Source organism: Burkholderia sp. ZZQ-2 (genome assembly GCF_050768715.1).
Lineage (GTDB): Bacteria > Pseudomonadota > Gammaproteobacteria > Burkholderiales > Burkholderiaceae > Burkholderia > Burkholderia cepacia.
Genome location: NZ_LDVA01000092.1, coordinates 11,229 through 33,795, shown reverse-complemented (window position 1 = coordinate 33,795; position 22,567 = coordinate 11,229). Strand labels below are relative to the sequence as shown.

The window sequence follows — 22,567 nt, the reverse complement described above, 5'->3', positions numbered from 1 at the left end:
GTGCGACGTGAACGACGTTGCATGTCAGGTAAATCCCTCGTGCGGGATCGCGGCCGAGCGGCCGATTGCGCCGTCCGCTGCACAGACAAAAGTGGCGGATCGAGTAAACGCAACGCGCTTCGACAGATCCGCGAGATCCGATGCGAAACGAATGCGCGACACGCGTCCGCGATTCATCGGACGACGCCGTTGAAGGGGCCATGAAACTGCCCGGATTTTTGCCTGTATCGCGCTTGACCGGCGATGCGACACGCGTAGCAGTTGTGAAACATTTCATCGTGCATCGCGTGTGCACGGTGCATGCGGTGTGAACCGGACACGGCCGCAGTGCGACTGGTTTGAATATTGCTGTAGTGGAGGGGGACGTGACGAACGGACGTGACGCCTGGCCAAGCGAGGAACGACTCATGACGTGACTGATCAAGTGCAACGAGACGCCGGTAGTACGACGATTCGCGTGGCGCAGACCACGTGGACAGGGCGGCGCGCTCGCTCCGCGACACTGCAGCGTGTCGATCGCGTGCGAGTACGGAAGGTGCCGTCTGATTACATGCTTCGCGCCGCGAGCAGGGTCATTCAGCGCGATATGGGTCAACGAGGATAACGATGAAAAAGATTTTGCTTGTGTTCGGGACTCGGCCGGAGGCCATCAAGATGGCACCGCTGGTGCGTGCATTAAAAGCACAGGCGGGTGTCGACGCCAGGGTATGCGTGACCGCGCAGCACCGCGAAATGCTCGATCAGGTGCTGACGCTGTTCGACATCAAGCCCGACTACGATCTCAACGTGATGCGGCAAAGCCAGACGCTGACCGACGTGACGACCGGCATTCTGCAGGCAATCGGCGTCGTCTTCGACGAGTTGCGCCCGGACGTCGTGCTGGTGCACGGCGATACGACGACCACGCTCGCGGTCAGTCTGGCGGCTTTCTACCGCTATTTGCCGGTCGGGCATGTGGAGGCCGGCTTGCGCAGCGGCGACATCTGGTCGCCGTGGCCGGAGGAGTTGAACCGCCGCGTGACCGACGCGGTATCGTCGTGGCATTTCGCGCCGACCGGGCAGGCACGCGACAACCTGCTCAGCGAGGGCGTGCCGGGCGCGGCGGTCGTGCTGACCGGCAATACCGTGATCGATGCGCTGCACGAGGTCAAGCGCATGCTGGATTGCACGACGGCGCTGACGGAGAAGGTCGCGGGACAGTTTCCGTTTCTCGAGCCGTCGCGGCGCATGGTGCTGATCACGGGCCATCGCCGCGAAAGTTTCGGCGAACCGTTCCAGAATTTCTGCGATGCGCTGTGCGCGCTCGCGAAGCGCTATCCCGACGCCCAGTTCGTCTATCCGCTGCACATGAATCCGAACGTGCGGGAGCCGGCGCGCGCACGGCTCGGTAACCTGCCGAACATCTACCTGATCGAGCCGCAGGAATATCTGTCGTTCGTATTCCTGATGTCGCGTGCGCATTTCATCATCACCGATTCGGGCGGCATTCAGGAAGAAGGGCCCGCGCTGGGCAAGCCGGTGCTCGTCACGCGCGAGACGACGGAGCGGCCCGAGGCGATCCAGGCCGGTACCGCGCGGCTCGTCGGTACCGATCAGGAGCGGATCGTGTGGGAAGCGTCGCGGCTGTTCGACAGCGAGAGCGCTTACGGGGAGATGGCGCGCGCGAGCAATCCGTACGGCGACGGTCATGCGAGCGAGCGGATCGTTCACGCGCTGATGCGGAACTCGGGCGTACCCACGAAGGCGACGAGCTTTTCGATGGGGGCGGCGGAAATGCCGTTCAACGCGCTCACGCTGGGGTTGCAGGCGTTGAGGTCGCGGTGAGCATCGTGGCGCGCTAGCGTCTGAACCGCTCGTTGCAATCGCGGGATGATCCGGTCCGGCCGGGAGGCCGGCCGGACGTTTGCGTTTGCGCGCTCGATCATTTCCGGTTTCTCGGCCCGCTGATTGCACAGGGCGGGTCTGGTCGTCCGCCTTTGCTACCGCGGCGCCGCAGCGCCCGGCGAACGTGGCCAGTCGCCGTGCAAGAACGAGAGCGAACCACCTGCGGCCGTGCATCGAAACGTCGAAACCTGAATCGCCAGCCCACCTTTCCGGCAAGCGTGACCGGTCGCGGCACGCCATCTCCGGGCAAATTTCCCGCTCCGATTACCTGAAACGCCCGAATCCCCCCGATCCGACGGCAAATCCGAAATGGTTCGATAATGCGGATCGGCGATCCATGCGGACGAGCGAGCGGCCGGGAATTCGTTGCCATGTTGCGCAGGCAACCGGGCCGCAGCATCGTTTGCAGCATCTGCCGGGCCGTGCCTGCAGGCAACGCGGCCTACGACACGGCGCCCTGCCTGGTTGTTCGGAATGTGCGCCGCGCCGTTCGAATCCCCACCCGATGCCTGCCCGAAGCGGGCATCGCAACCAGGAGGTGAACGATGATCACGCTGACCGTCAACGGTAGCGAGCAACACTTCGACGGCAATCCCGACATGCCGTTGCTCTGGTATCTGCGCGATGTTCTCGGCCACACCGGCACCAAGTTCGGCTGCGGGATGGCACTGTGCGGCGCGTGCACCGTGCACGTCGATGGCGTCGCGATCCGGTCGTGCATCACCCCGGTCGCGGCCGCGTCCGGCAAGCGCGTGACGACGATCGAGGGCCTGTCGACCGATCTGACCCATCCGCTGCAGCAGGCGTGGCAGGAACTGAACGTCGCGCAGTGCGGCTACTGCCAGTCCGGGCAGATCATGCAGGCCGCGTCGTTGCTGAAGACGAATCCCCATCCGACCGACGCCGACATCGACGATGCGATGTCCGGCAACATCTGCCGCTGCGGCACTTACACGCGCATACGCGCGGCGATCCGCCTGGCCGTGCGCCGCGGAGGTGCCGCATGAGCGCGCCCGAACTCTCCGTCCATAACGAAAGCCGTCGCGCGCTGCTGCTCGGCTTCGCGTCCGGCGGGTTGCTGCTCGCGTTCGGCGTGCCGTCGCTCGTGCGCGCGGCCGTGCCGGGCCAGCCGCCCGTCAGTGCAGATCCGCGATACGGCGGCGCGGGAATGCCGCACGGGTTGCGCGACGATCCGCGCCTGTTCGTCGCGATCGCACCCGATGGCACGGTCACCGTGACCTGCATCCGCTCCGAGATGGGGCAGGGTGTGCGCACGAGCGTTGCGCTCGTGGTGGCGGACGAGCTGGGCGCGGACTGGGCGCGCGTGAAGGTCGCACAGGCCGTCGGCGACGAGCCGCGCTACGGCAACCAGAATACAGACGGGTCGCGCAGCTTGCGCCAGAGCTTCGCCGCGTTGCGCCGCGCGGGCGCGGCGGCGCGCACGATGCTCGAACAGGCTGCCGCCGCGGCGTGGGGCATCGATGCGCGGCAGGTCAAGGCAACCGTGCATGAGGTCGTCGACACGAAGAGCGGACGCAAGCTCGGCTTCGGCGAACTGGCGGCGAAAGCGGCCGCGTTGCCGGCACCCGATCCGGCAACCGTACCGCTGAAAGCGCCAGCCGAATTCCGCTATATCGGCAAGGGCCAAACGGCATTGATCGACGGACGCGACATCGTCGCGGGCCGTGCGCACTACGGGATCGACACGCGGCTCGACGGCATGCTGTACGCGGTCGTCGCGCGCCCGCCGGCCTACGGGGACACGGTGGCGTCGTTCGACGCGTCGGCGGCGGAGAAGCTGCCGGGCGTCGTCAAGGTCGTGCCGCTCGCGCCGACGCCGTTGCCGTCCGGCTTCCAGCCGCTCGGCGGCGTGGCCGTCGTCGCGCGCGACACGTGGACGGCGATCCAGGCACGCGCGCAACTGAAGATCGACTGGAAGCACGGGCCCAATGCGAACTACGACTCGGCCGCGTATCGGAAGACGCTCGAAGCGGCTGCCGCGCAACCGGGCGACGTGATCCGCAACGACGGCGACGCGGCGGCGGCGCTGGCCGGCGCCGCGAAACGCGTGCGTGCGACCTACTACATCCCGCATCTCGCGCACGCGACGATGGAGCCGCCCGCGGCCGTCGCGCGCGTGGCGGACGGCCGATGCGAAGTGTGGACCTGCACGCAGGCGCCGCAGACCACGCGCGACGAGGTCGCGAAGGCGCTCGGGTTGCCGGGCGAGCGCGTGACGGTCAACGTGACGCTGCTCGGCGGCGGTTTCGGCCGCAAGTCGAAGCCCGACTACGTGGTGGAGGCGGCGCTGCTGTCGAAGGCGGTCGGCGCGCCCGTCAAGCTGACGTTCACGCGCGAGGACGACCTCGCGCACGACTACTTCCATGCCGTGTCGCTCGAAGCGTTCGACGGCGGGATCGATGCGTCGGGGAAAGTGGTCGCGTGGCAGCATCGCACGGTTGCGCCGTCGATCCAGTCGACCTTCAGGGCCGGCATCGTGCACGAGCAGCCGGGCGAGCTCGCGCAGGGGATCGCGGACCTGCCGTTCGCGATCCCGAACGTGCGGATCGAGAACCCGGCCGCGCAGGCGCACACGCGGATCGGCTGGTTCCGCTCGGTCTACAACATCCCGCATGCGTTCGGAATCCAGAGTTTCGTGTCGGAGCTGGCGCACGCGGCCGGCCGCGACCCGAAGGATTTCCTGCTCGAACTGATCGGGCCCGCGCGGCGTTTCGAGCCGCACATCACGGTGAAGAACGTGAACTACGGCGAGGATCCGGCGCTGTATCCGGTCGACACCGGGCGGCTGCGGCGCGTGGTCGAGACGGTCGCGCGCGAGGCGGGCTGGGGGCGCAAGCTACCGAAGGGGCACGGGCTCGGGATCGCCGCGCATCGCAGCTTCGTGTCGTATACGGCGGCGGTGTGCGAGGTGCAGGTCGATGCCGACGGCAAGATCACGGTGCCGCGGGTCGACATCGCGATCGACTGCGGGCCGCAGGTCAATCCGGAGCGCGTACGCTCGCAGCTCGAGGGAGCGGTGGTGATGGGGCTCGGCATCGCGCTGCACGGCGAGATCACGTTCAAGGACGGCCATCCGGAGCAGAGCAACTTCAACGGGTTCCAGGTGCTGAGAATGAACGAGGCGCCGCGTGAAATCCGCGTGCATCTCGTCGCGCCCGACGATTTCGCGACACCGCTCGGCGGCGTGGGCGAGCCGGGCCTGCCGCCCGTCGCGCCCGCGCTGACCAATGCGATCTTCGCGGCGACCGGCACGCGCATCCGCAGCCTGCCGGTTGCCGATCAGCTCGCGAAGCCCCGCGCGGGGTGACGCAATCCCTGGGCCGGGCCGTATCGTGCGGCCCGGTACGCTTCCATCCTTGAACAAGGAGTGTCGACATGGCCTCGTCCGATGTCAGCGTGAAGCAGGCGGTTTCCCCCACCGAATGGGACGCGCGAGTCAACCTGGCGGCGGCTTACCGCCTCACCGCGCTGTTCGGCTGGGACGATCTCGTGTTCACCCATATTTCCGCGCGCGTCCCCGGCCCGGAGCATCATTTCCTGATCAACCCGTACGGCATGATGTTCGACGAGATCACGGCATCGTCGCTGGTGAAGGTGGATCTCGAAGGACGCAAGGTGTCCGAATCGCCGTACGAGATCAACCCGGCCGGCTTCACCATCCACAGCGCGGTGCACGCGGCCCGCGACGACGCGCTGTGCGTGATGCATACGCATTCGATCAACGGCGTCGCCGTGTCGGCGCAGGCGGGCGGGTTGCTGCCGCTGTCGCAGCAGTCGCTCGGCGTGCTGGCGTCGCTCGGCTATCACGACTACGAGGGCATTGCGCTCAACGAAGGCGAAAAGGCGCGCCTCGTGCGCGACCTCGGCGCCCACACGAACCTGATGCTGCGCAACCACGGCCTGCTGACCGTCGGGGCGACGCCGGCAGATGCGTTCGTCGCGATGTATTTCTTCGAAGCGGCCTGCATGATCCAGGTGCGCGCGCAGGCCGGCGGCACCGCGCTGTTGCCGGTCGCACAGCCGATTCTCGACGGCATCAAGCAGCAGATCGCCGCGGTGACGCGCGGCATGGGGGCCGGCGCGCTTGTCTGGCCCGGGCTGCTGCGCCGGCTCGATCGGCGCAATCCGGGGTACGCGGACTAGCGCATCCGTCGTTGTTGTTTGCGAACGACCGTGCTAAATTCCTGCCAGCATTCGCAATCACGGAACCCTTCATTCGGCTGACGAAGCCGGCCCCCGGGAGGCAGCACGATGAGCTTGTTGATGTCGCGACGCGATCTCGCGTTCCTGTTGTACGACTGGCTCGATGCGGAGGCGCTCGTCGCGCTGCCGCGCTACGCGGAGCACAGTCGCGAGACCTTCGACGCGGTGCTCGATACCAGCGAGCGGATTGCCGAAGACCTGTTCGCGCCGCATGCGGCACGAGGCGATCGCGAGGAACCGCACTTCGACGGCGAGCGCGTGACGCTGATCCCCGACGTCGAACCGGCCGTGCGCGCCTTCGCGGACGCCGGGCTGATCGCCGCGGGCCACGACGAAGCGCTCGGCGGCATGCGCTTGCCGAAGCTGGTCGAAGCCGCGTCGTTCCTGTTCTTCCAGGCCGCGAACATCGCGACCGCCGCCTATCCGTTCCTGACCGTCGCCAACGCGAACCTGCTCGTCGCGCATGGTACCCCCGCGCAGATCGACGCGTTTGCGCGCCCGGAGCTGGAAGGGCGCTACTTCGGCACCATGTGCCTGTCCGAGCCGCAAGCCGGGTCGTCGCTGTCCGACATCGCGACGCGCGCGGATTTCGAGTGCGACTCGCCGCTCGGCCCGCGCTACCGGCTGACCGGCAACAAGATGTGGATCTCGGGCGGCGAACACGAGTTGACGGAGAACATCGTCCACCTCGTGCTCGCGAAGATCCCCGACGAACACGGCCGGCTGCTTCCCGGCACGCGGGGCATCTCGCTGTTCATCGTGCCCAAGTACCTGCCCGGTACCGACGGCGCCGCGCAGGGCGAGCACAACGACGTGGTGCTCGCCGGGCTGAACCACAAGATGGGCTACCGCGGCACCACCAACTGCCTGCTGAACTTCGGCGAAGGCACGCGCTACCGGCCGGAAGGGCGGGAGGGTGCGATCGGTTATCTGGTCGGCCGGCCGAACCACGGCCTCGCGTACATGTTCCACATGATGAACGAGGCGCGCATCGGTGTCGGCGCGGGCGCGGTGGCGCTCGGCTACACGGGTTATCTGCACGCGCTCGACTACGCGCGGAACCGGCCTCAAGGGCGTCCGCTGGGGCCGGCGGGCAAGGATGCCGCCGCGCCGCAGGCGCCGATCGTCGAGCATCCTGACGTGCGGCGCATGCTGCTCGCGCAGAAGGCCTATGTCGAAGGCGGTCTCGCGCTGATCCTGTACTGCGCGAAGCTGGTCGACGAAGCGCGCGCGCACGACGACGCGACCGTGCGCGCCCAGGCCGAGCGGCTGCTCGACATCCTGACGCCGATCGCGAAAAGCTGGCCGTCGCAGTGGTGTCTCGCGGCGAACGACCTCGCGATCCAGGTGCACGGCGGCTACGGCTACACGCGCGATTACGCGGTCGAGCGGCTCTATCGCGACAATCGGCTCAACCCGATACACGAAGGCACGCACGGAATCCAGGCGCTCGACCTGCTGGGCCGCAAGGTCGCGCAGGACGATGGCGCACTGCTGCGCGCACTCGACGGGAGAATCGGCGCGAGCGTCGAACGCGCGCGGGCGCTCGATGCCGGCCTGCGAGAACAGGCCGATGCGCTGGCGCAGCGCTGGTCGCGGCTGGTCGACGTCACGCGGCAGCTCGGCGCGATCGGCGATCAGCAGGCGCGGCTCGCGAACGCGAGTGTCTATCTGGAAGCGTTCGGCCATCTCGTCGTCGCGTGGCTGTGGCTCGACGTGACGCTCGCCGCGCACGGGCAAACCGGCGATTTCCACGACGGCAAGCGTGCGGCCGCCCGCTACTTCTTCCGCTGGGAATTGCCGAAAGTGGACGCACAGCTCGATCTGCTGTCGAGCGTCGACACGACGACGCTCGACATGCGCGACGCGTGGTTCTGAACGTGGCCGCACCGACATTCCGGAATGCTGACGATGTCGCGAAGGCCGGCTCGGATGGCCATCGCACATGCGTCTTGAACCGGGCGCGCGGGAACATCCCGCAAACCGCATCGATGCGCGGCCGCGCCGCGCAAGGAGAGAGAAGCGCATGAAAGCCCTGTTGTGTACCGCATTTGGCCCGATCGACAGCCTGCGCATCGAAGACGTCGAGATTCCCGAACCGGCGGCCGGCCAGGTCCGGGTCCGGGTGAAGGCCGCGTCGCTCAATTTTCCCGACGCGCTGATCGTCCAGGGGTTGTATCAGGTGAAGCCGGCGCTGCCGTTTTCGCCGGGTGCCGAGTTTGCCGGCGTGATCGACGCGGTCGGCGAGGGCGTTACCGCGTGGCGGCCCGGCGATTCGGTGGTCGCGTTCACGGGGCACGGCGGGTTCGCGCAGCAGTGTTTGGCCGATGCGCACCAGATCGCTCCGTTGCCGCCGGGGATGACGTTCGAGCAGGGCGCGGCGCTCGTGCTCGCATACGGCACGTCGCTGCATGCGTTGCAGCAGCGAGCGCGGCTGCAGGCGGGCGAGACGCTGCTCGTGCTGGGCGCGGCGGGCGGGGTCGGGCTCGCCGCGATCGAGATCGCGAAGGCGCTCGGCGCGCGCGTGATCGCGGCGGCGTCGAGCGCGGACAAGCTCGCGCTGTGCCGTGAAGCCGGCGCGGACGAGACGATCGACTATGCAACCGAAGACCTGCGCCGCCGTGTGGACGAACTGACCGGCGGGCGCGGCGCCGACGTCGTCTACGATCCGGTGGGCGGCGCATACAGCGAGGCGGCGCTGCGCGCGACCGCGTGGCGCGGTCGGTTCCTCGTCGTTGGGTTCGCGGCCGGCGAGATTCCGAAGATCGCGCTGAACCTCGCGCTGCTCAAGGAGCGCGACATTCTCGGCGTGTTCTGGGGCGACGCGGTGCGCCGCGACCCGGCGCAGCATGTCGCGAACATGCGCTTGCTGGCCGAATGGTTCGCGGCCGGCAAGGTGCGGCCCGCGATCACCGAGCGCGTGTCGCTGGCCGGCGCGACCGACGCGATCGCGCGGATGGCAAACCGGCAGGTGAAGGGCAAGGTGGTGATTCTGCCGGACGCGTGACTACGGTATGGCGCGTCGCGGCGCGAAGCGCGCCACGACGGCCGCGTGCGCCGGTGCGACACCGGTGCAGCCGTGCCGGCGGCCGCTGCGCGAACCCGGTTCAGTCCTTCGGCAGGCGCAGCGTGTCGAGCGCATGCTGCGAAAACTCGACCCAGAACCGCTCATTCGCAATGCCGGCCTGCAGCACCAGATGCTGCAGGCGCTTCGTGCGTGAATCGTCGGGCGTCGAAAAATCGCGCGCCTCGATCTGCAGATACAGGTCGAGCTTTTCCTGGTGAAGCGCGATGCGCCGCCTGATTTCGTCCTCGAGGCCGGCCGGCCCGAGCACCGCTTCCGCGCGCAGGCGCACCATCAACGCTTCGCGCAGCGGCGTCGGATCTTCCGGTTCGGCGATCCAGCGCCGCAGTTCCTTTTTGCCGGCCGGCAGGATCCGGTACGCGCGCTTGCGGCCGCGCCCCGATTCGGCGGGCAGCGATTCGATCCAGCCCGTTTCCTCGAGGCGCCCCAGTTCGCGGTAGATCTGCTGGTGCGTGGCCTGCCAGAAATAGCCGATCGAGCGATCGAAGCGGTCGGCGAGCTCGGACCCCGAACCGGGACGTTCGGCGAGCGCGGTGAGGAGTGCGTGAGGCAGGGACATGTCGGATCGGCGGAGGCAGCGGAATGAACCGCATCTTGCCATATCGGGGCCACAGTACAAGCCATGGGCCACGTTTATGCAACTTGTTGCGTAAACGAACGCGGTGAACTACCATCTGTGCAACTTGTTGCATAAAAATGGAGACACTCGATGGCATCCCGCTATCCGCATTTGACGACCCCGCTCGAACTGGGCTTCACGTCGCTCAGGAACCGCGTACTGATGGGGTCGATGCACGTCGGCCTCGAGGAAGCGCCGCACGGATTCGAGCGAATGGCGGCGTTCTACGCGGAGCGCGCACGAGGCGAGGCCGGCCTGATCGTCACGGGTGGCTTCGCGCCGAACGAACGCGGCCGCCCGGCGCCGGGCGGCGCGATGCTGACGACCGAAGCGGAAGCCGAACGCCATCGCGTCGTGACGCGCGCGGTGCATGCGGAGGGCGGCAGGATCGCGCTGCAGATTCTCCACTTCGGGCGCTACGCATATCACCCGGCGCTCGCCGCGCCCAGTGCGCTGAAAGCGCCGATCAACCGGTTCACGCCGCATGCGTTGAGCGGCGACGAAGTCGACGAGACGATTGCCGATTTCGTACGATGCGCGGCGCTTGCGCAGCATGCGGGCTACGACGGTGTCGAGATCATGGGGTCCGAGGGCTACCTGATCAACGAGTTCATTGCCGCGCGCACGAACCACCGCGACGACGCGTGGGGCGGCGCCTACGAGAATCGCATCCGTTTCGCGGTCGAGATCGTGCGGCGCGTGCGCGAGCGGGTGGGCAAGAACTTCATCGTCATCTACCGGCTGTCGATGCTCGATCTCGTCGAAGGCGGCTCGACGCTCGACGAGGTGATCCGGCTCGCGCAGGCGATCGAGGCGGCCGGTGCGACGATCCTCAATACCGGCATCGGCTGGCACGAGGCGCGCATTCCGACCATCGCGACCAAGGTGCCGCGCGCCGCGTACGCGTGGGTCACGCGGCAATTGATGGGCAAGGTCGGCATCCCGCTCGTGGCGACCAACCGGATCAACACGCCGGAAGTCGCCGAACAGCTGCTCGCCGACGGCTATTGCGACATGGTGTCGATGGCGCGGCCATTCCTCGCCGACGCCGAATTCGTGCGCAAGGCGCGGGAAGGGCGCGCGGACGAAATCAACACGTGCATCGGCTGCAACCAGGCGTGCCTCGACCATACGTTCAGCGGCAGGATCACGTCCTGCCTCGTGAATCCGCGCGCCTGCCACGAAACCGAGCTCGTGATCCGCCCCGCACGGCAGCGCAAGCGTATCGCGGTGGTCGGCGCCGGTCCGGCGGGCCTCGGTTTCGCGGTCACGGCGGCCGAACGCGGTCACGCGGTGACGCTGTACGAAGCGGGGGCCGAGATCGGCGGCCAGTTCAACATCGCGAAGAAGGTGCCCGGCAAGGAAGAGTTCAACGAGACGCTTCGTTACTTCCGCCGGCAGATCGAGTTGCGCGGCATCACGCTGCATGTCAACACGCGCGCGAGCGCCGAGATGCTGCTGCAGGGCGAATTCGACGAGGTGGTGATCGCGACGGGCATCGTGCCGCGCACGCCGCCGATCGACGGCGTCGGGCATCCGAAGACGCTCGGTTATCTCGACGTGCTGCGCGACGACAAGGCCGTGGGCCGCAGCGTTGCGATCGTCGGCGCCGGCGGCATCGGTTTCGACGTCGCGGAATATCTGGTTCATCGCGATGGCGGCGAACAGGTGGACGCGGACCGGTTCTTCAACGAATGGGGCGTCGATCGATCGTATGCGAGTGCCGGCGGGCTGGGCCGTGCGCAACCCGAGCCGGCCGCGCGGCAGGTGCATCTGCTGCAGCGCAAGGCATCGAAGATCGGCGACGGGCTCGGCAAGACCACCGGGTGGATCCACCGCACGGCGCTGAAGGCGCGCGGCGTCGGCATGTCGTCGGCGGTGACGTACCGTCGCATCGACGACGAAGGATTGCACGTGACGATCGACGGCGTCGAACAGACGCTGCCGGTGGACAACGTGGTGATCTGCGCGGGGCAGGAGCCGTCGCGCGAACTGGCAGAGCAACTGCAGGCCGCCGGATGCCGCGTGCATCTGATCGGCGGCGCACACGAGGCCGCCGAACTCGATGCGAAGCGCGCGATTCACCAGGGCACGACGCTGGCCGCGACGCTTTGACGCCGATTCGTTTCTTTTCCGTCCGATGAGTCAGGAGACTTCCGATGACACACTCACCGCTGCAAGTTCATCCCGCTGTCGCGAAATCGCTCGACGTGTGGCACGCGATGATCGACAGCAAGGATTTCAGTGCGCTCGAATCGATCGTTCACCCGGATGCGGTGTTCCGTTCGCCGATGGCGTTCAAGCCGTACGGGCCGGCGCCCGCGCTGTTGATGGCGCTGCGCACGGTGATCACGATCCTCGAGAATTTCGTCTATTACCGCCAGTTCGTCACCGACGATGGCCTGAGCGTGGTGCTGGAATTCAGCGCGAGCGTCGGCGACAAGGCGCTGAAGGGGATCGACATGATCCGCTTCGACGAAGAAGGGCGGATCGTGGAATTCGAAGTGATGGTCCGGCCGTTCAATGCGCTGCAGGCGCTCGGTACGGAAATGGGGGCGCGGCTCGGGCAGCAGCTGCCGGCGTTCAAGGTTGGCGGTTGAAGCGGACGATGACCGCACAACTGCACGCGTGTCCCGGTTCGGTCGGCCATCGTGAGCGGATGGCGAAGTACGGCTTCACGCGCGTGGAAATCGACGGCGTCGCGGCAGGCGGCGGTGCGACGTCGTCATGCCGGATGCCACGCGCGGTGTCGACCGTCGGCACGGCCGGCACCGCATGCGTGTTCACACGGCTGCCGCTCGCGCCAGCCGCTCGGCGAACCAGTCGCAGACGAGCGCGGTGCGCTCGGACGCGTGGTTGTAGATCGTGTGCTCGCCGTCCGGCCAGACCTTGAGCGTCGCATCGCCGGACGTCGCGGCATCGAGAAAAGGCTGTTGATCGTCGATCCGGATCAGCGGATCTTCGCCGCCGTGCAGCACCAGCAGCGGACACGCGATACGGTTGCGTTCGGACGAGAAACGCATCCGCGCGAAGTTCGCCGCCACGGCATCGGGATCGTCGTTGCCGAGCATCGCCGCGGCCTGCTCGACGAACGTGCGGAACGGCAGCAGCGTCGGCGCCGCGAGCGCGCCGTTCACGCAACAGGCCGCGATCCGTCGGTCACTCGCGGCAGTCGACGCCGCCCACAATCCGCCGATGCTGTTTCCCCAGATACCGATCGGCCCGGGCACACGATCGGCGACGTGATCGACGAAGCGCCGATAGGCGGCGCTCATGTCGACGTCGACGAAGATCCGCTGTTCGAGCCGCGTCTCGCCCTGGCCCGGCCCCTCGGCGAGCAGCGTGGCGAGGCCGCGTGCCGCGAGTGCGCGCGCGATCGGCCAGTACGCGAAGCCCCAGCCGCTCTGGCCGCCGAACACGATCACGGTGCCGCGTACGCGCTCCGCCGGCGGCCGCACCAGCCAGCCGATCAGGCGCGCATCGCCGTACGGCACTTCGACGCGTTCGATGCGCTTGTCGGACCAGCGCGCAAGGCCGTGCGACGCGTCGACGAGCCGCGCATAGAGCGCGCGCTTGCGCGGCACGTCGTGGTTGAACGCCATCTGCGCGAACAGCAGGTTCGCGATGGCCATCGCCTGCGCGTCGGCGGCCGTGACAAGATGGCCGGCATCCGCCGCCTGCGCGGCGCGCGCGAGCTGCGCGTCGGCCAGCGCTTCGGCCGCGACGTCCCACGGCTCGCCGTTGGACGTGCGGGCGTGCAGCGCGGTTGCGTCCGCGTAGTCCATCCCGCAATCGAGCAGGCGCGTGACGGGCATCGCGCGCTGCAGCGACAGCGCGAACGGTGACAGTTCGGTCGTCATGCGTCGGTCTCCTTCACGATGCGTGGGTGACGGCTGCCGAAGCCGCGGCAGGCTCGCTCGAAACGGCGGACCAGTGCAGTGCGGCGCGCAGCGCGTCGACGAGCGCGCCGAGATCGCGCAGGTCGCTTACCGAACCGAACACGATGAAATCGGGCCGCTTGATATACGCGGCGATGCCGTGCGCGTGCATGAACGCGTGCTGCTCGCCGTCGAGATCGACCACGGCATCCGGCGCGCACACGTCGTCGGCCAGCACGGCCACGTGACAGCCGAGCTGCGCGAGGAATGCGCGCTGCGCGTCGTCGAGATGGCGGGCAGGGTGCTCGCGCGTGACGAGCTGGAAACCCTGGCCGACCACGTCGTCGAAACGGCCCTCGGCCGCGCCGCGACGCGCGCGGCCTTGCGGGGCCGGTGCGCCCGTCGTCGGCAGCAGCGTGCCGTCGGCTTGCGCGTGCACGATGCCGTGGCCGAGCTTCGGGAACGGCGGCATCGGCGGCATGTTGCCGGAGCGGAACGCCGCGTCCCGCTCGGCGACCTTGCGCGGATCGTCCTCGTTGACGACCTGCCCGAGAAACAGCGACATCTGCGTGATCGCCGTCACGTGCGGGCGGCGCTCGGCTTCATAGGTGTCGAGCAGGTCGGCGGACGCGCGCCCGGTCAGCACCAGGTCGAGCTTCCACGCGAGGTTGATGCCGTCGCGCATGCCGGAGCACGCGCCTTGCCCCATGTACGGCATCATCGTGTGCGCCGCATCGCCCGCGAGCAGCACGCGGCCGGCGCGCCAGCGTTCGGCCATGCGCGTCTCGAACGTGTAGACGACGTGCCGCAGCAGCGTCAGGTCGTCCGGGCCGTAGCCGTAGTGGTCGTTGAGCCACTTCCAGCCGGCTTCTTCCGTTTCCCATTCGGCCGTCGATTCGTTCGGCAGCACGCGCAGCTCGAAACGCGTGCGCTTCGTGCCGATCGGCATGTGCATGTACGCGCGCGCCGGATCGCAGTAGATCGTCGTGCGCGCGCAGCCGTCGCCGAGATCGCGCTTGTTTTCCGAATCGAGGTTGAGCCACCGTTCGTTGCAGCCGAAATCGGAGCGTTCGATGCCGAGCGTGCGGCGCACGAGGCTGTTCGCGCCGTCGGCGCCGATCACGTAGCGCGCGCGAATGACGCGCGGCCTGTCGGTCCATTGCGCGTCCTGGCCGCAGCGGGACGGATGCGCGGTCAGCGTCACGCCGTCGTCGTCCTGCCGCAGTGCGTCGACTTCCCAGCCGCGCAGGATCGTCACGTTCCTGAAGGCGCTGGCGCGCGCATCGATCGCGTCCTCGATGTCGGGCTGGTAGATCGAGATGTGCGCGGGATAGCCGCATGCGCGGCCGGTCCAGTTCAGTTCGAGCAGCAGGTCGCCGTTCGCGTCGCAGTAATGGTAGGTGTCGACTGCCTTCGCGTTGCGCAGCGCGTGATCGACGTCGGCACTGGCCTGCACGATGCGCGCGGTTTCGCCGTCGATGTGCGTGAGGCGCGGCAGGCCGTAGGGCGTCGGCCAGCGTTCGAGGACGATCACGCGATGGCCGGCGCGGCCCAGCATCGATGCGGCGACGAGGCCGGTCGGGCCGTAGCCGACGATCGCGACGTCGCAGTGTTCGGCGGTGCCGTCGCCGTGCGCGCTCGATTCGGTATTCATGTGGGATGTCTCCATGATGGTGGCGTTTGTTGGTTTGTCGTGTGTTCGATTCAGCGCGCGGTCGAGCCGGGCAGGTTGCCGTCGAACGCGTCCTGCAGCAGCGCGCGCAGGCCGTCGCGTTCGATCGGGCGAGGGTTCCAGTACGGATTGGCGGCCGCGAGATCGGCCGCGCGATCGAGGTCGGCTTCCTGCATGCCGATCGCCTTCAACGAAACGGGCGCACCGTTGTCGAGCGCCAGTGCGTAGAGGCCGCGCGCCGCGTCGTTCGTGCCGATCGCGCGGGCGATGCGCTGCATCGCGTCCGGCGCGTGCGCCGCGTTGTACGCGAGCGCATGCGGCAGCACGACCGTATGGGTCGGCGCGTGCGGCAGGTTGAAGCTGCCGCCGAGCGTATGACAGAGCTTGTGATGCAGCGCCATGCCGACGTTGCCGAGCACCATCCCGCACAGCCATGCGCCGTAAAGCGCGTCGCCGCGTGCGCCGAGATCGGCGGTGTTGCGACGCACGCCGGGCAGGCCGCGCGCCAGCGCGCGAATCCCTTCTTCGGCGACGAGGCTCATCACCGGGTTCGCGTTGTTCGCGTAGAGGCCTTCCGCTGCGTGCGCGATCGCATTGAGCCCGCTCGTCACGGACAGCTCGACGGGCAGCGTGACGGTGAGCGCGGGATCGTAGATCACCGTTTTCGGCAGGACGCGCGCGTCGGAGCCCGTGCGCTTGATGCCGCCTTCCGTCAGGCCGTAGATCGGGGTCATCTCGCTGCCCGCATACGTCGTCGGGATGGCGAGGATAGGCAGGCTGCTTTCGAGCGCGATCGCCTTGCCGAGGCCGATCGTCGAGCCGCCGCCGATCGCGATCGCGCAATCCGCACCGCACGACCGGGCGAACGCCTGCGCATCGCGGGCGATTTCGATCGGCACGTGCATTGTCGCGCGATCGTACAACCCGGCCGCGCGCGCGCCGAGCCGCTCGACGATGTGTAGTGCGAGGTCGCGCTGCTCCGGCGTGCAGAGCACGAGCGCACGCTGCGCGCCCAGTTCCAGCACTTCGCGTTCGAGATGGTCGAGGCTGCCTGCGCCGAAGATCACGCGTGCGGGGCGTGCCTGGTAAATGAAATTCATGTCGTCGTCACTCCATTGCGTAGTCGACCTGGTAGCGCGCGATGCGCAGGCCGGCCAGTGAGTCGCGTACGCGTGCGTGTTCAGGATGCGTCGCGTATCCGTCGAGCGCTTCGCGCGACTCGAATTCGGCGACGAGAATCAGGTCGCACGCGTAATCGGCCGCGCTGAAATCCGCGCCGACCTCGAGGTGCGTCATGCCTGGAATCCGGCCGCGCAGGCTTTCGAATGCACGCTTCACACTGGCGCGTGCCGCCGCGCGTTCGCCGTCGGTTTCGCCTGCGACGTTCCACATCACGACGTGCCGGATCACGCGCCGCGCCCGGCGGGATTGAGCACGAAGTCGTAATCGAGCGTGTAGAACGGCGTGTCCATGCGCGAACCGTCCGGCGCGATGCCGGGCGCGTGCCGCACCCAGTCGGCGACGAGCGTCGACCGTACGCCGAATACCGCGTCGGAGTCGAGATAACGATCGCCGTCGCGAAACACGTGCGTGATCAGCGTTTCGTAACCGCGCGCCGCGATCATGAAATGCAGGTGCGCGGGGCGCCACGGATGACGGCCGAGCGCATCGAGCATGGCGCCGACGGGGCCGTCGTGCGGAATCGGATACGGTTCGGCGAGGATCGAGCGGAACGCGTAACGGCCGTCGGCGCCGGTGCGCAGCCGGCCGCGCGCGCGATGCGTGACCGAACCGTCGTCGGCCGGAAGCTGGACGTCGTAGTGCCCGTCCTCGTCGGCTTGCCAGACTTCCAGCGACGCGTGCGCGACCGGCATGCCGTCGATGCCGCGCACGTGGCCGGATACGAAACAGGGCTCGCCGCATGCGCCGTTCGCGATGTCGTCGAACATCGCGAACTCGGGGCTGCCGTCGACATAGAACGGGCCGAACACGGTCGCTTCCGTGCAGCCGGCCGGTTTCGCATGGTTCTGCGCGGTGACGAGGGTCGACAGCCCGAGCACGTCGGAAAGCAGGATGAATTCCTGGCGCTTGTCGTCGGTGATGTGCCCGACCGCGGTCAGGAAGCCGATCGCGGCCTGCCATTCGGCCTCGGTGAGTCGGGTCTCCCGCGCAAACGAATGCAGGTGCTGGACGAGACTGGTCATGACCGTGCGCAGCCGCTCGTCGCGACAGCCGGAGAGCGATGCGATCACGGCCTGCGTGATGGTGTCTTCGTTGAGATTGCGCATGGGGTTGTCTCCTGATGTCGTTGGATGGCGCGTTGACGTAACATTAATTCCTCCCCGGATCGTAAAAAAGATGGTTTGGAGGAGTTTTGTTCTCCGCCAAGTGGAAGAATCCAACGCATGGACAAGTGGACGCAGATCGAATTTTTCGTGCAGGTCGCCGAGCTGGGGAGCCTGTCGAAGGCCGCCGAGCGGCTCGGCATGTCGAGCGCGGCGGCGAGCCGCTGCCTGAATGCGCTGGAGGAACGGCTGGGGGCGCGGCTCGTCGAGCGGACCACGCGCCGCCTGTGGCTGACCGACGCGGGGCACGAATACCACCGGCGCTGCGTCGCGATCCTGACGGAGCTGTCGGAGGCCGATGCGGCGGTCAACGAAACGAGCGTCAACCCGGCCGGCACGCTGCGCGTGACCGCTTCCGTATCGTTCGCGTCGATCTATATCGCGCCGGCGTTGCCGGAGTTTCACCGGCGCTACCCGAACCTGAACGTGCAGATCATCGCGGCGAACCGCTACCCGGATTTCATCGAGGCGGGCATCGACGTGGCGATCCGCACGCGCGAGCACGAAGCGGATTCGGGCATCACCGTGCGCAAGCTCGCCGAGACACGGCGCGTGCTGGCCGCGTCGCCCGGGTATCTGGCGAAGCACGGCGCGCCGGCGACGCCCGATGCGCTGTGCGACCACCGGTTGCTGGTCTACAACCTCGCGAACGATCCGTACGTGCTGCATTTCCGCCGCGGCGCGAAGAAGCAGTCGGTCACGATCAGGAGCGTGCTCGATGCGAACGAAGGGCAGGTGATCCGCGCGGCGGCGCTTGCCGGGCTCGGCATCCTGATCCAGCCGCTCTACATCATCCACGAGGATATCGTCGCGGGAAAGCTGGTGCCGGTGCTCACCGACTGGCAACTGCCGGCGCTCACCGTCAACATCGCGTACCAGAGCCGCCGTCACCAGCCGGCGAAGATCCGTGTCTTCACCGAGTTCCTGATCGAGCGTTTCGAACGCCTCGGGCTCGCGCGCAAATGGAAGGAAGTCGGCCGCTGATCGTGGGCCGTCGCCGCACCGCCGCGCATTTCTCCGTGTAACGAAGAACTGTTCTCCTGAAGGTCGTCTTTTTCGCCGCTGTCGTGCGCTTTACATTGCGTCTCCCCGGGCCTGCGATGCCCGGCACGCGATGACACGATAACAATCCGGTCTGGAGACGACATGAAATTCACCTTGCGACGGGTACCCTTGGCATTCCTGATCGCCGGCGCCATGCAGGTTCCGGCGTCGGCCACGGAGAACGGGCAGGTCAGCTATCCGTTCGGCGTCAACACCGTGCTGAACGGGCTGCTTCCGCCGCCCGGCAACACGCAGTACTTCAACTACGCGCTGTACTCGGTATCGAACCGGTTTGCCGGGCCGGACGGCGGCAGCGCGGTGCCGGGGTTTCACCTGAGCGTCGTCGCGGAAACGCCGCGCGTGGTCCACACCTGGGGTGCGACGTTCGGGCCGTTCTCGCTGTCGAGCAGCGCGATCGTACCGATCGTGCACCTGCATCTGTCGACGCCGGGCGGTACGGGAAACCGCACGTCGCTCGGTGACGTGATCCTCGAGCCGTTCATGATCAACTACGCGAACGCATCGAAGACCTTCTTCGCGTTCTTCTCGCCGTCGTTCGCGGTGCCGAGCGGCGCGTATGCGGCGAACCGGATCGCGAACACGGGGTTGAACACGTATGCGTTCCTGCCGTACGTCAGCACGACCTGGTTTCCGGGCCGCGACTGGGAGATCTCGACGACCACGCTGCTGGAGCTGAATTCGCCGAACCATGCGACGCGGTACCACTCGGGTGCGGTGGCCGTGCTCGATTACCTGGTCGGCTATTCGATCGACCGGCGCGTGCAGGTCGGCGTGCAGGGCACGTTCCTGAAGCAGTTCACCGACGATACGCAGGACGGCATCAAGGTCGCGTCGGACGGTTTTCGCGGGCAGTCGGTCGCGATCGGCCCGCAGCTGCGTTACATGTGGGGACCGGCGTCGGGCGTGGTCGTGAAATACCAGCACGAGGTCGCGGTGCGCAACCGGCCGCAGGGCGACAAGCTGTGGGTGCAGTTCAGTTTTCCGATCTAGGCGGCGAAGTTGCGCCGGCCGGTCGCGGCGCGCGTCACGGGTGCGGCGGCGGGTCGTAGCGGTCGTCTGCGTGTGCCGGTCGCAATCCCGACGGAGACGCTTGGCGCTCGGCGTGGCCGCGATCCGGCGGATGTCGGCGCGACCGCCGGCCAGGATATCGGTCAGGGCGCCACGATCGAATGCGAACAGCGCATCGGCCGATAGCCGTTTCCCCGGTGCGACCGGGACGTCATGCAACGCGACGGTTGTCGCATATTCGCGAGCGGCAGGTCGACGAGAGCCGGTGCGTTTTTGCGATTGCGTTTGCATCGCGTCGCCGAAAGCGACATGCATCGGGCGGACCGGCTTCCCGGCGGCCGACGCGGTCGTGTCGGCGACACGTGAGCCGGCGTACCGGCCGATTTATCCAGTGATGCTGTCGAGGCGACCCGTCACGGGTTCAGCCATAGGCCGGGCGTGCTGGCCCACGGATCCTGACAAAACCCTGACGGGATAAATTGATATAACGTATCATCCGACGTTTGGATCGATGGCCGTCCGACGCTGTCGGGCAAGCCACGTGCGACGAAACCACACGAAGACCGATACGAAGTGACGAAGACGAAACACATGCGGGCGCGCGACGCGCGGCTGCACGCCGGCTCGCGCCGGTACGACGGGGGATGGCGCTCGCGTGCCGCGTATGGTTGCGCAACCTGGGTGGGGTGCGCGATGGCGACGTCCGCCGCGCTTGCCGCGGAAGCGGCCGCACCTGCACCCGACGACCGCCATGCGCTGCCGGCGATCAACGTCAGCGCGCGATCCGCACCGGCCGCCCCGCTGACGCAACCGCTCGAAACGGGCTCGCGGCTCGGGCTGGCAAGTCTCGATACGCCGGCAAGCGTCGAGTCGGTCACGGCCGGCACGATCGAGGCACGCGGCGATCGCACGGTGCTCGACGCGGTGACGCGCACCGCGGGGTTCGCGAGCGCGATGGCGCCCGGTACCGGCGGCACCGCATTGAGCGTGCGCGGCTTCAGCGGGCAGGAATCGGTGATGACGCTGCTCGACGGCGTGCGGCTGATGCCGGCGGCCGGCACGATCACCTTCCCGTTCGACACGTGGTCGGTCGAGCGCATCGAGGTGCTGCGCGGCCCGGCGTCGGTGCTGTATGGCGAGGGGGCGATCGGCGGCGTCGTCAACGTGGTGCCGAAGCGGCCGCAGCGCACGCGCGAGACGACGCTGCAGGCCGGTGTCGGCGCCGACGGCGCGAAGCGCTTTGCGTTCGATACGACGGGCGCGCTCGGCCCGAGGCTGTCGTATCGCTTCTACGCGAGCGATGCACGTGCGAACGGCCTCGCCGAGCGGGCCGATACGCATACGACGGCCGTCGGCGGCGCGCTGAAGTTCGATGTGAGCCCGAAGCTCACGCTGACGCTCGACTTCGATTACGGCCGCCAGATGCCGGCGACCTACCATGGCGTGCCGGCACCGAACGGCGTGCTCGATCCGTCGCTGCGCAAGCTCAACTACAACGTCGGCGATGCGACGATTGCCTACTACGACCAGTGGACGCGCCTGTCGGCCCGCTACCGGCCGACGGCCGGCGTGACGATCGACAACCAGCTCTACTACCTGACGTCGAACCGCCACTGGCGCAATGCCGAATCGTATGCGCTCGACACCGCGACGGGTCTCGTCACGCGCGGCGACTATCTGGACATCGGCCATCACCAGCGGCAGATCGGCGATCGGCTGAGCGCACGCTTCGACGGTACGCTGTTCGGCCGCGCGAACCGCTTCGTCGTCGGCACGGAATTCAGCCAGGTCACGTTCAGTGGTACCAACAATTCGCCGTATGGTGGCGAATCGACGGTGCCCGCGCACGGTTTCGATCCCGGCGTGTTCACGAGCCCCGACCCGACGGTGCCGCAGTTCAGCACGCGGGCACGGCAGGCGGCGGTGTTCGCCGAGAACCGGCTCGACGTGCTGCCGCGGCTCGCGTGGGTGAGCGGCCTGCGCTACGACCACATCGCGTTCAGCCGCGAGCAGGCGGCGAGCGGCGCCGGCTTCGACAAGCGCTTCGCGAACGTCGGCTGGCGCACGGGCTTCGTGTTCGAAGTCGCGCCGACGCTCAGCGCCTATGCGCAGTACACGACAGGCGCGGAGGGCCTCGGCTCGCTGTTGACGCTGTCCGCGTCGCAGGCGAACTACCGGCTCGCCACCGGCGAACAGTGGGAGGCCGGCGTCAAGCAGACGCTGCTCGACGGCCGCGCCTACTGGACCTTCGCGGTGTACGACATCACGAAGCGCAACCTGCTCAGCACCGATCCGTTCAATCCTGCGCTGCGCCGGCAGGTCGGCCGGCAATCGTCGCGCGGCATCGAGCTGACGGGCGGCGCGCGGCTGCCGCACGGCTGGACGGTCGACGCGAACGTCGCGCTGCTGCGCGCGCGCTATGACGCGTTCAACGAGAAGGTCGGCAGCGCGACGGTGTCGCGCGCCGGCAATGCGCCGGCCAACGTGCCGCAGCAGACGGCGAACCTGTGGCTCGGCTGGGCGTTTGCCGAGCGCTGGCAAGCGAATGCGGGCATGCGTTACGTCGGCGCGACGTACGGCGACGACGCGAACCGCATACAGGTGCCGTCGTACACGGTGTTCGGTGCGTCGTTGCGCTGGCAGCCGACGTCGCGCACCGAGCTCGCGCTGTACCTGCGCAATCTCGCGAACCGCACGTACGCGGTGACGACGTCGAACGGCGGCGAGCAATGGCTGCTCGGCCCGTCGCGCTCGGCGGAGCTCGTCGCGACGATGCGCTTCTAGTGC

The 22,567-nt window shown here is 67.8% G+C and carries 17 protein-coding genes; 11 read left to right on the top strand and 6 right to left on the bottom strand.

Features of this window, described 5'->3' with window-relative positions:
• Nucleotides 1-606 precede the first annotated feature (606 nt).
• The 6 genes from wecB (at nt 607) to ABY44_RS04415 (ending at nt 9,115) form a co-directional block, all read left to right on the top strand.
• Nucleotides 607-1,824: a non-hydrolyzing UDP-N-acetylglucosamine 2-epimerase gene (wecB, locus tag ABY44_RS04440; protein WP_059695625.1), complete on the top strand. Its 1,218-nt coding sequence runs from the start codon at nt 607-609 to the stop codon at nt 1,822-1,824.
• Nucleotides 1,825-2,429: 605 nt separating this feature from the next.
• On the top strand, nt 2,430-2,891 hold the full coding sequence (locus tag ABY44_RS04435) for a (2Fe-2S)-binding protein (protein ID WP_021157241.1): 462 nt from the start codon (nt 2,430-2,432) through the stop codon (nt 2,889-2,891).
• The gene (locus tag ABY44_RS04430; RefSeq protein WP_060173820.1) at nt 2,888-5,212 is read left to right on the top strand and encodes a xanthine dehydrogenase family protein molybdopterin-binding subunit; all 2,325 of its coding nucleotides are present in this window, start codon (nt 2,888-2,890) and stop codon (nt 5,210-5,212) included. Before ABY44_RS04435 ends, ABY44_RS04430 begins: the two co-directional genes overlap by 4 nt.
• 68 nt (nt 5,213-5,280) lie before the next feature.
• The gene (locus tag ABY44_RS04425) at nt 5,281-6,048 is read left to right on the top strand and encodes a class II aldolase/adducin family protein (RefSeq protein WP_060173821.1); all 768 of its coding nucleotides are present in this window, start codon (nt 5,281-5,283) and stop codon (nt 6,046-6,048) included.
• Between the two features lie 108 nt (nt 6,049-6,156).
• Nucleotides 6,157-7,986, top strand: coding sequence for an acyl-CoA dehydrogenase (locus tag ABY44_RS04420; protein WP_060173822.1), 1,830 nt, complete (start codon nt 6,157-6,159; stop codon nt 7,984-7,986).
• 148 nt (nt 7,987-8,134) lie between these two features.
• Nucleotides 8,135-9,115: an NADPH:quinone oxidoreductase family protein gene (locus ABY44_RS04415; RefSeq protein ID WP_060173823.1), complete on the top strand. Its 981-nt coding sequence runs from the start codon at nt 8,135-8,137 to the stop codon at nt 9,113-9,115.
• Between the two features lie 100 nt (nt 9,116-9,215).
• Here ABY44_RS04415 and ABY44_RS04410 read toward each other — a convergent pair whose 3' ends face one another.
• Nucleotides 9,216-9,752, bottom strand: coding sequence for a PadR family transcriptional regulator (locus ABY44_RS04410; RefSeq protein ID WP_021157238.1), 537 nt, complete (start codon nt 9,750-9,752; stop codon nt 9,216-9,218).
• A gap of 150 nt (nt 9,753-9,902) precedes the next feature.
• Between ABY44_RS04410 and ABY44_RS04405 the strand changes: the two genes are divergently transcribed.
• A complete protein-coding gene (locus ABY44_RS04405; RefSeq protein ID WP_060173824.1) occupies nt 9,903-11,927 on the top strand; it encodes an FAD-dependent oxidoreductase in 2,025 nt (674 codons plus the stop codon).
• Nucleotides 11,928-11,971: 44 nt separating this feature from the next.
• A complete protein-coding gene (locus tag ABY44_RS04400; protein WP_060173825.1) occupies nt 11,972-12,412 on the top strand; it encodes a nuclear transport factor 2 family protein in 441 nt (146 codons plus the stop codon).
• A 183-nt stretch (nt 12,413-12,595) separates the two neighbouring features.
• Here the strand turns inward: ABY44_RS04400 and ABY44_RS04395 are convergent, their stop codons facing one another.
• The 5 genes from ABY44_RS04395 to ABY44_RS04375 are packed head-to-tail and all read right to left on the bottom strand — an operon-like array spanning nt 12,596 to nt 17,650.
• Nucleotides 12,596-13,672 carry an alpha/beta hydrolase gene (locus ABY44_RS04395; RefSeq protein WP_060173827.1) on the bottom strand — a complete coding sequence of 359 codons (1,077 nt, stop codon included), beginning with the start codon at nt 13,670-13,672 and terminating at the stop codon, nt 12,596-12,598.
• A 13-nt stretch (nt 13,673-13,685) separates the two neighbouring features.
• Nucleotides 13,686-15,344: a bifunctional 3-(3-hydroxy-phenyl)propionate/3-hydroxycinnamic acid hydroxylase gene (locus ABY44_RS04390; protein WP_060173828.1), complete on the bottom strand. Its 1,659-nt coding sequence runs from the start codon at nt 15,342-15,344 to the stop codon at nt 13,686-13,688.
• A gap of 50 nt (nt 15,345-15,394) precedes the next feature.
• On the bottom strand, nt 15,395-16,462 hold the full coding sequence (locus tag ABY44_RS04385; protein ID WP_060173829.1) for a maleylacetate reductase: 1,068 nt from the start codon (nt 16,460-16,462) through the stop codon (nt 15,395-15,397).
• Between the two features lie 7 nt (nt 16,463-16,469).
• Nucleotides 16,470-16,772 (bottom strand): Dabb family protein, encoded by a 303-nt coding sequence (locus ABY44_RS04380; protein WP_081072825.1) that lies wholly within the window; start codon nt 16,770-16,772, stop codon nt 16,470-16,472.
• Nucleotides 16,769-17,650, bottom strand: a complete 882-nt coding sequence (locus ABY44_RS04375; RefSeq protein WP_027787833.1) for an intradiol ring-cleavage dioxygenase — start codon at nt 17,648-17,650, stop codon at nt 16,769-16,771. Before ABY44_RS04375 ends, ABY44_RS04380 begins: the two co-directional genes overlap by 4 nt.
• Nucleotides 17,651-17,767: 117 nt before the next feature.
• Here ABY44_RS04375 and ABY44_RS04370 point away from each other — a divergent pair, with 117 nt between their 5' ends.
• The 3 genes from ABY44_RS04370 to ABY44_RS04360 all read left to right on the top strand — a co-directional run bounded on the left by ABY44_RS04370 (nt 17,768) and on the right by ABY44_RS04360 (nt 22,564).
• Nucleotides 17,768-18,691: a LysR family transcriptional regulator gene (locus ABY44_RS04370; protein WP_027787832.1), complete on the top strand. Its 924-nt coding sequence runs from the start codon at nt 17,768-17,770 to the stop codon at nt 18,689-18,691.
• Between the two features lie 162 nt (nt 18,692-18,853).
• The gene (locus ABY44_RS04365) at nt 18,854-19,762 is read left to right on the top strand and encodes a SphA family protein (protein WP_060173830.1); all 909 of its coding nucleotides are present in this window, start codon (nt 18,854-18,856) and stop codon (nt 19,760-19,762) included.
• Nucleotides 19,763-20,473: 711 nt separating this feature from the next.
• A complete protein-coding gene (locus tag ABY44_RS04360; protein WP_060173875.1) occupies nt 20,474-22,564 on the top strand; it encodes a TonB-dependent receptor in 2,091 nt (696 codons plus the stop codon).
• Nucleotides 22,565-22,567: the final 3 nt, after the last annotated feature.

Bases quoted from the DNA above. Each gene is read 5' to 3' on its own strand.
- ABY44_RS04415 (WP_060173823.1), top strand. From the start codon at position 8,135: ATGAAAGCCCTGTTGTGTACCGCATTTGGCCCGATCGACAGCCTGCGC.
- ABY44_RS04395 (WP_060173827.1), bottom strand. From the start codon at position 13,672: ATGACGACCGAACTGTCACCGTTCGCGCTGTCGCTGCAGCGCGCGATG.
- ABY44_RS04370 (WP_027787832.1), top strand. From the start codon at position 17,768: ATGGACAAGTGGACGCAGATCGAATTTTTCGTGCAGGTCGCCGAGCTG.
- wecB (WP_059695625.1), top strand. From the start codon at position 607: ATGAAAAAGATTTTGCTTGTGTTCGGGACTCGGCCGGAGGCCATCAAG.
- ABY44_RS04420 (WP_060173822.1), top strand. From the start codon at position 6,157: ATGAGCTTGTTGATGTCGCGACGCGATCTCGCGTTCCTGTTGTACGAC.
- ABY44_RS04385 (WP_060173829.1), bottom strand. From the start codon at position 16,462: ATGAATTTCATTTACCAGGCACGCCCCGCACGCGTGATCTTCGGCGCA.
- ABY44_RS04360 (WP_060173875.1), top strand. From the start codon at position 20,474: ATGGCGACGTCCGCCGCGCTTGCCGCGGAAGCGGCCGCACCTGCACCC.
- ABY44_RS04400 (WP_060173825.1), top strand. From the start codon at position 11,972: ATGACACACTCACCGCTGCAAGTTCATCCCGCTGTCGCGAAATCGCTC.
- ABY44_RS04375 (WP_027787833.1), bottom strand. From the start codon at position 17,650: ATGCGCAATCTCAACGAAGACACCATCACGCAGGCCGTGATCGCATCG.
- ABY44_RS04435 (WP_021157241.1), top strand. From the start codon at position 2,430: ATGATCACGCTGACCGTCAACGGTAGCGAGCAACACTTCGACGGCAAT.
- ABY44_RS04410 (WP_021157238.1), bottom strand. From the start codon at position 9,752: ATGTCCCTGCCTCACGCACTCCTCACCGCGCTCGCCGAACGTCCCGGT.
- ABY44_RS04390 (WP_060173828.1), bottom strand. From the start codon at position 15,344: ATGAATACCGAATCGAGCGCGCACGGCGACGGCACCGCCGAACACTGC.
- ABY44_RS04425 (WP_060173821.1), top strand. From the start codon at position 5,281: ATGGCCTCGTCCGATGTCAGCGTGAAGCAGGCGGTTTCCCCCACCGAA.
- ABY44_RS04365 (WP_060173830.1), top strand. From the start codon at position 18,854: ATGAAATTCACCTTGCGACGGGTACCCTTGGCATTCCTGATCGCCGGC.
- ABY44_RS04430 (WP_060173820.1), top strand. From the start codon at position 2,888: ATGAGCGCGCCCGAACTCTCCGTCCATAACGAAAGCCGTCGCGCGCTG.
- ABY44_RS04405 (WP_060173824.1), top strand. From the start codon at position 9,903: ATGGCATCCCGCTATCCGCATTTGACGACCCCGCTCGAACTGGGCTTC.